The organism is Salmonella bongori NCTC 12419, assembly GCF_000252995.1.
In the GTDB taxonomy this organism is placed as follows: domain Bacteria; phylum Pseudomonadota; class Gammaproteobacteria; order Enterobacterales; family Enterobacteriaceae; genus Salmonella; species Salmonella bongori.
Genome location: NC_015761.1, coordinates 2,792,211 through 2,803,822 on the forward strand (window position 1 = coordinate 2,792,211; position 11,612 = coordinate 2,803,822).

10 protein-coding genes and 1 CRISPR repeat array (1 of these 11 only partly in view) are annotated in these 11,612 nt (G+C 50.6%); of the genes, 1 reads left to right on the forward strand and 9 read right to left on the reverse strand.

Annotated features, from left to right (window positions below; translation table 11 throughout):
- Window positions 1–782: a CRISPR direct-repeat array (repeat unit 29 nt; unit sequence CGGTTTATCCCCGCTGGCGCGGGGAACAC) (it extends 406 nt beyond the left edge of the window).
- 96 nt (window positions 783–878) lie between these two features.
- From cas2e to SBG_RS13180, 8 genes are read right to left on the reverse strand one after another with little or no spacing between them, the layout of a single operon-like run.
- Window positions 879–1,172 carry a type I-E CRISPR-associated endoribonuclease Cas2e gene (gene cas2e, locus SBG_RS13145; protein WP_000062296.1) on the reverse strand — a complete coding sequence of 98 codons (294 nt, stop codon included), beginning with the start codon at window positions 1,170–1,172 and terminating at the stop codon, window positions 879–881.
- Window positions 1,172–2,092 (reverse strand): type I-E CRISPR-associated endonuclease Cas1e, encoded by a 921-nt coding sequence (gene cas1e, locus SBG_RS13150; RefSeq protein WP_000144829.1) that lies wholly within the window; start codon window positions 2,090–2,092, stop codon window positions 1,172–1,174. The genes cas2e and cas1e overlap by 1 nt, the downstream gene beginning before the upstream one ends.
- A complete protein-coding gene (cas6e, locus tag SBG_RS13155) occupies window positions 2,089–2,739 on the reverse strand; it encodes a type I-E CRISPR-associated protein Cas6/Cse3/CasE (RefSeq protein ID WP_000281488.1) in 651 nt (216 codons plus the stop codon). The genes cas1e and cas6e overlap by 4 nt, the downstream gene beginning before the upstream one ends.
- Window positions 2,721–3,467 carry a type I-E CRISPR-associated protein Cas5/CasD gene (gene cas5e / locus SBG_RS13160; protein WP_000085113.1) on the reverse strand — a complete coding sequence of 249 codons (747 nt, stop codon included), beginning with the start codon at window positions 3,465–3,467 and terminating at the stop codon, window positions 2,721–2,723. Before cas5e ends, cas6e begins: the two co-directional genes overlap by 19 nt.
- Window positions 3,468–3,477: 10 nt before the next feature.
- A complete protein-coding gene (gene cas7e, locus SBG_RS13165) occupies window positions 3,478–4,533 on the reverse strand; it encodes a type I-E CRISPR-associated protein Cas7/Cse4/CasC (protein ID WP_000206422.1) in 1,056 nt (351 codons plus the stop codon).
- A gap of 13 nt (window positions 4,534–4,546) precedes the next feature.
- Window positions 4,547–5,101 carry a type I-E CRISPR-associated protein Cse2/CasB gene (gene casB, locus SBG_RS13170; RefSeq protein WP_001028359.1) on the reverse strand — a complete coding sequence of 185 codons (555 nt, stop codon included), beginning with the start codon at window positions 5,099–5,101 and terminating at the stop codon, window positions 4,547–4,549.
- Window positions 5,098–6,654 (reverse strand): type I-E CRISPR-associated protein Cse1/CasA, encoded by a 1,557-nt coding sequence (casA, locus tag SBG_RS13175; protein ID WP_000834842.1) that lies wholly within the window; start codon window positions 6,652–6,654, stop codon window positions 5,098–5,100. Before casA ends, casB begins: the two co-directional genes overlap by 4 nt.
- A gap of 11 nt (window positions 6,655–6,665) precedes the next feature.
- A complete protein-coding gene (locus SBG_RS13180) occupies window positions 6,666–9,344 on the reverse strand; it encodes a CRISPR-associated helicase/endonuclease Cas3 (protein ID WP_015702988.1) in 2,679 nt (892 codons plus the stop codon).
- 421 nt (window positions 9,345–9,765) lie between these two features.
- Here SBG_RS13180 and sopD point away from each other — a divergent pair, with 421 nt between their 5' ends.
- Window positions 9,766–10,719 (forward strand): SPI-1 type III secretion system effector SopD, encoded by a 954-nt coding sequence (gene sopD, locus SBG_RS13185; RefSeq protein WP_001145525.1) that lies wholly within the window; start codon window positions 9,766–9,768, stop codon window positions 10,717–10,719.
- Window positions 10,720–10,809: 90 nt separating this feature from the next.
- Here sopD and cysH read toward each other — a convergent pair whose 3' ends face one another.
- Entirely contained in the window at window positions 10,810–11,544 is a 735-nt protein-coding gene (cysH, locus tag SBG_RS13190) for a phosphoadenosine phosphosulfate reductase (RefSeq protein WP_001096609.1), read from the reverse strand.
- Window positions 11,545–11,612 lie beyond the last annotated feature (68 nt).

Genomic DNA, 11,612 nt, shown 5'->3' on the forward strand with positions numbered 1-11,612 from the left:
CCCGTATTTTACACAGCGTAACGGTTTATCCCCGCTGGCGCGGGGAACACAACCCCTTGTGTCGGCAAAACCCGGTTATGTCCGGTTTATCCCCGCTGGCGCGGGGAACACTCCTTGCTACCAACAATTGTAGCTGCAACTCCCGGTTTATCCCCGCTGGCGCGGGGAACACCGTATTACCGTGAATCGCTATTTTGTTTGCCGCGGTTTATCCCCGCTGGCGCGGGGAACACGTTCATTTGCGCCATCCCACCATTGAGAAACGCGGTTTATCCCCGCTGGCGCGGGGAACACATTAATTCCGTTAGTATATCGCTGAATATATCCGGTTTATCCCCGCTGGCGCGGGGAACACTTAACAAGTTGTTAGCGTAAGATGACTATATGCGGTTTATCCCCGCTGGCGCGGGGAACACTCTATGCCAGCTAATGACGGAAACAGGAATTACGGTTTATCCCCGCTGGCGCGGGGAACACTAATTTCTCCCGCACTTAATAAATCTATTATTCGGTTTATCCCCGCTGGCGCGGGGAACACTTTTTGATTTTTATAACGTTGGAGTCGCCCAACGGTTTATCCCCGCTGGCGCGGGGAACACCTAAAACTGTGGGTCTAGCACCTCCATCCCCCCGGTTTATCCCCGCTGGCGCGGGGAACACTGTACCACATTTGCCCGGTGTAACGTATACCCGGGTTTATCCCCGCTGGCGCGGGGAACACCCGTGTTCCTGGCTCGCGGTGGTCTGATGTCTCGGTTTATCCCCGCTGGCGCGGGGAACACTCTAAATCTATGTAATTGTTCTAAAAACGTTTTTTGGCTTAATAACAACCTACCAACGCTAAAGCAACAATTCCTTATTATTAAAGAGCCTTCAACTTATTGATTTTGAATAGGAAGAAAGGAAACCAGCCTGAGCCCATCTACATCTACCGGAATACGGCGGTTTTCCCCCCAGGTCTGAAATTCAAAACCAGACTCCGTATTTGTTGCCCAGGCCATTACTACGTTTCCCTCTCCACCCAATTGTGTTATCTGTTGCCAGATCATCTCCCGAATGCGTTTTGAGGTATCGCCAACATAAACGCCCGCACGAATCTCCAGTAACCATATGGCAAGCCGCCCTCGCAGACGCGGCGGTACGTTTTCAGTTGCCACCACCATCATGCTCATTAACTATGCCCCCGATGCCCACTGTCACCCAGAGATTCCGGCTCCGGTATCGCGGGCGGCAGCATATCCGGCGCGGGTTGAGGCGGTTCAATTTCTCCGGCGGCCAGCACGTTCTCGATCAGCGGGATGAGCCTCCCGGTTAGCTTTGTACTTCGGAAAATATCCCGACAGGCCAATCGCACTTCTTTGTCTGGCTCCGCCGGATGACGAGCAGCAATCTCAAATGCCTTTGGCACGACAGATTCAAATTTAATGATGTCGGCAATGTCATAAACAAAAGACAGCGGTTTCCCACTATGAATAAAACCAATTGCAGGCGCATAACCCGCCGCCAGCACCGCTGCCTCGGAAATACCGTAGAGACACGATGTTGCTGCACTGATACACCGATTTACTACATCACCTTTTTCCCAGTCTTTAGGATCATAGTTACGACCATTCCACTTAACGCCATACTGCTTTGCCAGCAAAGCATAAGTTGCCCGCACACGGCTACCTTCAATACCACGTAATTGCTCAATGGAACGACGGGCTGGCGGTGGTTCACGAAAACGCAGTTCATACATTTTGCGCACCACCTTCAGGCGTAAATCATCATCCAGCGCCAGTTTTGCCTGATAGAGCAATTTATCCGCTCTCGCTCCGCCTGGCTGCCCGGAAGAATAAACCCGTACGCCAGCTTCGCCTACCCATACCAACAGTGTGCCGACTGTTGATGCCAGATGTACTGCAGCATGTGAAACTCGCGTTCCCGGTTCAAGCATAATGCAGGCGACCGACCCCACTGGAATATGCGTACGAATCCCGGTTTTATCGATCAATACAAATGCCCCGTCCAGTACGTCAATCTGCCCGTACTGGAGGAAAATCATTGAGGTACGATCTTTTAACGGGATCGGGTTGAGCGGTACAAACGTCACGCGTCGTCTCCGGGTTTGATCATCATCATTCCGCAACCAAACGCCCGGCTTTTACCGTATCCCTGAGCCAGACGTTGCAGAAACAGCACTGGGTCGGTAATTACCAGCACGCCGGTATAGTCCACGCTGCTAAACTGAATCATCTGCCGGGATTTTTCGCGGCGTAACTGCTGCTGCCGATAAGCCTCAACGCTCGCCTGGCGCAGGGAGAATCCATTCTGTTCGCCCTGACGCGCCAACCACGCCAGCGCTGCCTGCTGCTGATAAGGCCAGATATCCTGGCTATCGCCCTGCATTTTACGCTGACGTTTCGCCTCCATCAGCAAATCGTGACGCTTACCGTTTTTGCAAACCGTCGGATTGGCGCGCAAGTTAAACCGCAGCGTCTGCCCCGCGCTCAGCGTTGGCACAAACGGGCGAGTCTGCACGTCAAAAATCGCGCTGGCGGCAGGCTGTTCCTGCGAGAGGACAAAAAAGCGAAACGCGCCCTGTAACTCTTCGCGGCGATAAAGAAACTGCCGTTCCTTGCCGCCGGGAAATAGCTCCCATAACCACTGGTGCATCACGTACTCGCCGCGCTCCACCAGATGCAAGAGCTGTGCAGGCGAAAGCTCGCTGGTGTGCAGCGTTATTCTTGAGAGATACACGCGTCCTCCTTGCGGAGCCACGGCCCCTGATTCACGCTACGTTCACCGAACAGCCATTGCTGGCGGCTCAACGGCATATCGCGACGACGTAAAATTTTGTTCGCCGTTAAGCCATCGTGTTCACCTTCCCACCAGCATTCATTCTGTAATCTGGGGAGAGTCAGTTTCAGCGCATTGAATTGATCCTGATACCGACGATATGCTTCACGCAGGACATCCGCCGCGCGTCCTTCCAGCAGTTGCGGCGCAAGCGGCAACGCCAGAGGGTGACTTTTGCGCCCCAGATACAGCGGGAATACAGGATGTTGTAACGACGTCTGAAGTTGCGCCAACGTGTAAGGCGCGTCCGGCGTCGCGCTGACAGCGATCATCCACCAGGCGTCGGTGTAGTAGTCGCGTCGGGAAATCAGCGCGCTCAGTAACTCAGGATCCTGTAACTCTTCGCGACGGCTGAAGTAACGTGCCTTACGTACCTCTTTCGGCATCTGCACCGTGTGATAATCCCGCGCCCAGCGCGGGTTGCCGCTGGCGCACAGCAAAAATTGGTAATGACGATTGAAAGCGTTTAGCCGTTCCTCTTCATCACGCCGAATGCCGAGCGCTGCCGCAAGGAGGCCCAACAAAGCTGAGCGCGAGGGCAACTCATGACTATGACGCACTTCGCCGGGAGCATCCACGCCCCAGGAAGCCATTGGCCCATGAAGCTGAAAAACCAGATATTGGCTCATAAGCCGCCCCTTACGCGCAGATGAAATCAAGCACGTCTTTCATGCTTCCCTGCTGATTCATAACATCGAAACTGGCTATATCAGTCTGCTGGTCATAAACCTGGTTCATATTTTTATGCAGCGATGTAATGCGCTGTACGGCAACATTCAACTGATCGGTGCCGTTAATGGGTTCATAAAATGCGGCTGCCAGGGAGCGCGGTTGCTCAGTCCCCTTCTCCGCCAGCGCCCAGGAAGCATAGGCACGGCTGGCAAAGCTGTTCTGTTTGCCAGTCGGAGAGACCTTCAGCGCTGCTTCGGTAAAGGCGCGTAGCGTTTTATTCGCCAGTTCCTCATTACCGTTAAGGTTTTTCACCAGCAGATCTTTGTCGATGCAGATATAGGTGTAAAACAGCGCGGAACCAAAGCCGGTTTCGCCCAGGTGCCCAGCACCAGCATCTTCGGATGCAGCACGCAGATCGTCAACAGCGGTAAAAAAATCATCTTCAACAATAGTTTCGCTGACGCCGAACGCGTGCGCGACCTGGCAGGCGGCTTCAACATTGAAGTCTGGTTTATTGGCCAGCATACGACCAAACATCGCAATATCGACGGCCATACGATCGTGGCGCAATAAGGCCAACTCTTCTTCTTTCGGCGCGCGTTTTTCTTCTGCCAGGCGATGTGCCAGCGCCTTTACCGCCTCGAACTCAGCCGGACTGATATGCACCAGTTGCTCGGTTTCAGCATTCGTTAACGGATCTTTTGCTTTCTTATCGGCCTTTACTTTACCGAAACAGCTGGCGATTTTTTCCACATACTCAACCGCTTTTTTGGCATCAATACCGCTTTCCATCAGGATTTGCGCCGCCTCGCGCGCAATGCGCCCGCTGCGAATACCGATATTCCCGGCTAACGCCTGCTCAAACAGTTCCGAGGTGCGCCAGGCACGTTTCAGGCTCTGTGACGAAATACGCAAACGCGTTGCACCGCCAAGCACTACCGTTTTTGGCGCACCGGTGTCGTCACGGTTAAGATTGGCAGCAGGATAGGCGGTTAATAAATGGAGTTGAATAAACGTTGTCATTTGAGAGTCCCTGTTAAACTTTTTCGTTATCGGCGTCGCCGGCCTGGTAGTATTCCAGCGCCCAGCGGATACGGATAAATTCGGTTGGCCGCTGCTGGCGGCGATGGTGGTTCAGCAAATCATCATGTTCCTGACACCAACGGAAAATATCCTCCGCCAGCGAAATCAGGTTGACCGCGCCATTTAACAATTTCACGGCGCGTCGCAGTTGACGTAATAGCTCGTCGGACGTTTTAACTGTCGACAGGCGGGTAAAACGCCGCTCTGACATCACTGGGTTATTGCCCGTCATTTGTCCAAGTTGTGCGGCAAACGTCTGGCGTTCATCAATGGTTTTCACATTCGCCGCCACTGCCGCCGTCAGCGCCAGCGCGGTAAAACGCCACTCCTGCCCTTCGATTTTCCATAACGTATGGGTCTGCATCAGTAGGGAGCGGAACCCTTCTGATAAACAAACGTCATTCACCGTCACGCTGCGTCGCAGACTGGCACGCGCGCCGCGCTTTTCCTGTAATTCTTCATGCCACTGTCGCAGCGTGGCTTTATGATCGTCCTTCACTATATTCATTCAGCAGCCTCCTGCTTTTTTGCCCTGGCGGCTTTTGCGCTTTGTTTTTCCGCCGATGTCGTAAAATACTTTTTCCGCGCCGTCATAATGCGTTTCAGATCGTTACTCTCGTAGGGATTGGTAAAGACGCGGTCATCAAAGTAGCGCCGGGTAAATAACCAGAGTTCCCGTCGCCATTTAGTCAGAAGTTCATCTGGCTCCCCGCCATTTTCAAGATCGCGAATCAGGTTGAGAAAATCCCCCTGTGTCAGGTTCCAGAAATCGATATCGATAAAACTGAAATCACCCCGCGCATCCTTTGCATTGGCAAACCACGCTTCTTTTAGCGCACTGCGCAACAGACTGAGAAGGCGGGCGGCGGTTTGTGTCGCTTTACGTAAATCTGGCATCAGACCTTCCGTCATTAGTAACGGAAAGTGATGTTCATACCAGCAGCGAATTTTCATGTTGTCGAAATCCGCGCCAAACCCCCATAGCCCCGCTTTGACGCCCTTGAGACGACGCGCGTTGAATACTTTAACAACCTGCGCTGGGTATTCTTTATTCGCTTCAGTTTGGTTTTCCTGACTTAACCCCAGCCAGTCGCGCCAGATAAGCCCGCCAGGCTGAGGTTTGACCGAAAAGAATCCACTCCCCTCTTTCACCGGCAAACGGTAGGGCGTCAGTGGATGCCGCCAGCCATCATAATTAACGCCATAGTTCTTAACCGTCATAACGCTAAGCAGATCATCACTATTAGTGCCGCAGATGTCGCAGGCGCCTGACTGTGTGGTCGTAAAATCAAGGCGGATACGACGCGGCATTCCCCAGTACGCCTGAAGCTTATTAACATGCTCTGGCGTCGTAATCGCGCTTGCCTGTTCACTGGTTCGCGTTGCGGCAAGCCACGGGAAAACTGAGGCGTCACAGGCCGCAGGCAACGGCAGATCGGCAGCATCCTGCGGCATGACGTTCAGCCACAGTTTTCTCCACAATGGCGTTTGCCGCTCGCCCTGATACATCTGCAATTCAATCAACGTGGTCATCGGCCCGCCGCCGCGCAAACCGGTGCGATAACCTTTACCACCGGATGGGGCATTAAGCTGCAACGAGAATAGCGCCAGCGCGGCGCAATGCGGACAAAACCGCTCCGTTACGCCACGTTTAACAAAATGGTCTTTATTAAATTTAGTGGTTTGCGCACCGGGGGTTTCCGGCAGTAGCGAAGCAATCGACACCTTTTCGCCAGTTAATGGCTCAAAATCCTGCATAAAAGATGGCGTTTCCGCACCAAACTGAAAGGCATGCTCTAACGGCGCTAGTGCTTCACGCAGCATTGGTTCTGTTAGCCCATCCTCCCAAATATCCTCCCAGCGAGCGCTATTCTTCGGCGCAATACTGCATTGCAGTACACCCAGCAGAAACTGCCAGGCCGCGCCCTGTAAATCAGCTCGCGTTGCGGCGATGTCCACCACGTTTTCATCCGCCAGATCGACGGGAGCCATCTTGCCCATCGAGCCGTCTTTGAAACGAACGGGAAGCCAGCAACTTGTTAGTAGCGAAAAACTTTTCATATAGACTCTTATTACGCCTCCATCTTCCCGGTCAGCCCTTCTGTCGCTGAGTAACCGCATGCAGCTGAGTCCGATACCACAATCACAATGGCAAAATCCTTATTTTGATGTTGTTCAACGCACCACCGGTGAAACGATTCGCCTTCTAAACGTTCAAACTCACCATTATGCTTTTCCCACCAACTCTTGCGCACTCGTAGAGCGCTCATCTCCCACGGATGTTCACCTGGCGCATAAGGAATCAGCACATCGTCCACCACTTTCGCCAGCCACAGCGTAATGGACTCTTCCGCCAGCCGCGTTGACATTTTCTCCGGCAGAAAGTCGCTAATTTCGGCACAATACCCCGGTGCAAAGTTAAGCAACATCTGGCCGGCAAATGCCCGGTCGCAATAAAATTTGCCTTCCTGCAATTGTTCGGTTTTTGCAAATCCAGCCGGCATGTCAACATCATCGCCGTAAACCGACTCAATTAACAATCGGGCAGATTGCGGCATCCGAATGGCCCCCTGTTCACGTAATATGCGCTGTGTCAGCCACATCCGCCCATGATCGGGATAGACGTAGGCACTGTTGCGCATGGCGCTGGATAACCAGTTTTCTCGCGGCGCATCATCCCATTCCGGAGCGAGAATGCGCAGCACTGGCACCTCTCGCTCATCCAGCCCGTTCGTTTTCACCAGCCCGCTACGATCACGGAGATGGCGCTGCAACCGACCAGCCCGCTGAATCAATAAATCTACCGGCGCTAAATCAGAGATCATTTCATCGCAATCGATATCCAGACTTTGTTCGATGACCTGAGTGGCGATAATGACTTTACCTGCGCGTTGCGCCCCGCTCTGTTTACCAAAGAGGTCCAGCGTCTGCATTTCAATCCGCTGACGATCATGAAAAGCAAAGCGACTATGGAAGAGTAAAAGGTTTTCCGCAGCGATGGTTTTACTCAACAGAAGTTGGCGATAGATACGAATCGCATCATCAACGGAGTTACGTATCCAGGCGATACAGCTTCCTTTTTTCACCGCCTCCCCGATATACTCAAGACACGACGCTTCGCTGTGCAGCCAGCCAATATTTACGCTACGCTCGACCTCTTTGCGTGTGTCAATATGCTGCGAAATGAGCTCATTTTGTGTTACTTGAGTCAGCCATGGGTAATCATCATGCCCCAGCAGCGGCGCTTGCACGCTGCGCTTCACGCCACGGGAAAACGCCGCCACCAGCTTATCTCGCTGCTGCTGAGATAGCGTTGCGGATAACAGAATCGTGGCGTTGCCATTACTGGCCTGACATTCAATGAGTCCCTCCAGTATCCGGGACATCCAGGCATCACAGGCATGGATCTCATCCGCCAGTAAAATCTTATTGCTGAGCCCCAGTAACCGTAGGTTGTTATGTTTAAATGGCATTACCGCCATCATCGCCTGATCCAAAGTGCCCACGCCAACCTCCGCCAACAGCGCTTTTTTATTGCTGTCGGTAAACCAGGCGGCACAGCCCTGGCTATAAGGCGACGCGTCATCAGGCTCTTCCGTACCGGAAAGACTGGCCGACCATATAGACTGGTTAAAACGATCCATTAAATGACGTGCGCTATGTGCCAGCACCAGGCTGGGACGAGAATCCGGCTGATACAGCGCCAGCCAGCTATTTGCCATGCGTTCAAACATCGCGTTGGCTGTCGCCATTGTCGGCAGCCCAAAATAGAGCCCTTGCGCTTTACCTGCCGCCATCAGCCGATGGGCCAGGATAAGCGCCGCCTCTGTTTTTCCGGCCCCGGTGACATCTTCCAGAATAAAGAGCTGGGCACCATCCACGTGAATATCCAGCGTTAGCGCTTTTTGTTGTAGCGGCGTGGGATGCTGAATAAAAGGAAAAAGCGTTTCTATACCCGTAAAGGCAGATACATTCGCCGCAGTGGGAAAAAGCGTAATGGCCTTCCGCGCTTTAATGAGCGCCTGTTGCCAGTACATCTCGACCGGCATTTTTTCCGCCATCCGCGGAAAATAATGGCTGGCAGATCCTGTCCAGTCCGCCAATACCACCGTAGCGGAAATAAACCAGGAAAGTTGTTGAAATTGGGCAATACCTTCATCTTCATCCCAGGCTTCAGGAAGGGTAATTAAGGGGAAAAGCGCTTTTATTTTAAGAAGGAACTCTCTTGCCGCATCTTTATCCTGCTGACGAAAATGATCCACTTCCGGAATTGCATCTGGAGGGCGTCCATGATGACCTGTTGTGACAGGCATCCAAAGCGTCATAACACGTTTACTTTTACGTACTGAAAGCGAAGAAGGAGGGAATAACTCGGGGCATTCACTTAACCAGGTGTTCCATAACCAGTACCCCAGCGTGGTATGTGGGATTTTCTCATAGTGTCCTGGAGGCTCATTAAAAATATTTAAATCCTCGTGCCGGTAAAGCTGCTGAAAGGAATGCGCAAATTTTCCAATATCATGCCAACATAAAATCCAGGCAAAAAATTGCGCTGCCTGTTCGTTATCCTGAAGCCCTAATTTTTTCAGATAGTGGTCAATAAAATAAATATTATTTTTCACCATCCAGTAACCCACAGCCGCGACGTCTAATGAATGCCAACAAAGCAAATGATAGTCATCGCCGCCGCTGGCCTCTCCCTGCCTGGACTTTCCCCAATAGTGATATATCAACAGGTTTATCCCCAGCATCATAATAAAAAAATACCCTATGCCTTTTTAAGGTGTTTTTATTTGATACACCTCACGAAAATTGCACTTATTCAAATGATATGTATCGCCTTACCTTTATATATATTAGTGAGGAATTCACCTTGTAAATGTTTGTTATAAAGCTCATGAGATTTATTTTAAGAAATAATCAGAAACCTCTTTTAATGGACTGTTCCCTGCCTAAATTAAACTTTAAAAAAATGTCCCTTCCAGACGAAAGATATACCTTTTGTCTGATTTAGTGTCGTCTCAAAGGATTGGCAACAGTAAATTTGCTGTAATTTATCTTGCCGACCCGATGCTCTCATACCATCAATGCTGACTGATTTAATAAAAGTAGAGCGAAGAGCCGGTGTCATTAACGTCGATGTTAAATAATATCAATTTGAAGGAACAGATTATGCCAGTCACCTTACACTTCGGTAATCAGCAAAATTATATGCTTAATGAAACCCGGCTTGCTCAGCTGTTAAGCGCAGATAAAGAAAAAGCAACACATAGAGGATATTGGAATAAATTACAAGACCACTTTACATCAGAAAAACAGGATCATGCCCTGGAAGTGTTACACGGCATGCTTTACGGACACGCTCGTAATGAACCTGGAGAGATGGAGATTAACGTCGAGGGTATGAGTAAAATCTACGCGTTTAAGCATTTACAACGCTTAGCCTGCCCTGCTGACCAGGACCTGTTCAGGATCCAGATGGATGCCTCTCAGACGCAATTGTTATTTATGATCGGCGACACAGTGATTAGTCAAAGCAGTATTCAGGATACCCTTAACCTCTCAGAGAATGCAGTAGTAAAATCTATGGATAGAGCGGAAAGAGAGCTATTTTTAAAAATATGCGAGATGATAGGCTCGACGATAACGTGGCACGCAGATTTACTTCAGGGGTCGGCATCCACGCTAAGAAAAGAAGTGGCAGGCAATGCCCAAATTAAAGAGGCAGTTTATAAAATGATGCGTCCTGATGAGGCTCCCGATCACCGGTTAGTAGAATGGCGGGGTTCACTCACTGAAAAAGAAGAATCGATACTAGCCTGTATTAATGCAGACTCCTTTGATATTATTACTCAGTTTTGCAAATTAGGTTATCGGGAAGTGCAAAGTGAGGTTTCTTTTTTCATGATACATCCATGCATCACTTATTTATTACATAGCTATTCACCGATCACAGAATTTAAAGAAACAAACACAGCCTTTTTAAATAACTTCAATCAAGATTATGATAACTATCACTCAAACAAAAGGGATATTGACCCTATTCTTGAAGAGATATATCTGACACATGAACATTCTTTGCATATTGGTAAAAATAACTGTAGTCGCAATATATTAATGTTATAATGAGAGATAGTAAAGTAAACGATATTAAATCCGGCAAATATAATTGCCTGCCGGATTTTTTATAATATCTATGATATAACCTAAGGACGATCAGCCTTCATGCAGCCCGCATTCACGTTTCAGCCCAAAGAAACGCGTCTCTTCTTCCGCCATGCCAGGTTCCCATTTACGAGTGGTGTGGGTGTCGCCTACTGACAGATACCCCTGATCCCACAGCGGATGGTACTTGAGTCCGTGCTTTTGCAGATACTGGAAGACCGTACGATTATCCCAGTCGATAATCGGCAGCACCTTAAAGACGCCGCGCTGAATCGCCAGCACCGGCAGTGTGGCGCGACTGCCGGACTGTTCGCGACGCAGGCCCGCAAACCAGGTTTGCGCGCTTAATTCGTGCAACGCCCGGTTCAGTGGCTCGACTTTGTTGATGTCGTTATATTTCTCAATGCCTTCAATGCCTTGTTCCCACAGCTTACCGTAGCGTGCTTCCTGCCATGCCGCGCTCTCTTTGGCACGGTAAACCTTAAGGTTCAAATTGAGTTTTTCCGTTAACTCATCGATAAACTGATAGGTTTCAGCAAACAAATAGCCCGTATCTGTCAGAATCACCGGAATGCCGGGATACACCTGATTCACCAGATGGAGGCTCACCGCAGCCTGAATGCCAAAACTTGAAGAGAGTACGTATTCGCCAGGCAGATTTTCCAGCGCCCAGACGATACGCTCTTCCGCACTCAGAGTTTCCAGTGCGGCATTGGTTTCTGCCAGCGCCAGCACGCGATCCACTTTTGGCCGTTCATTCAGGGCGCTTAGAGAGAGTTTGGCCATAGATTCCTCACTGTTTGTCTTGCCTGATGGCGCTACGCTTATCAGGCCTACGTTTATGCCAGGCCGCA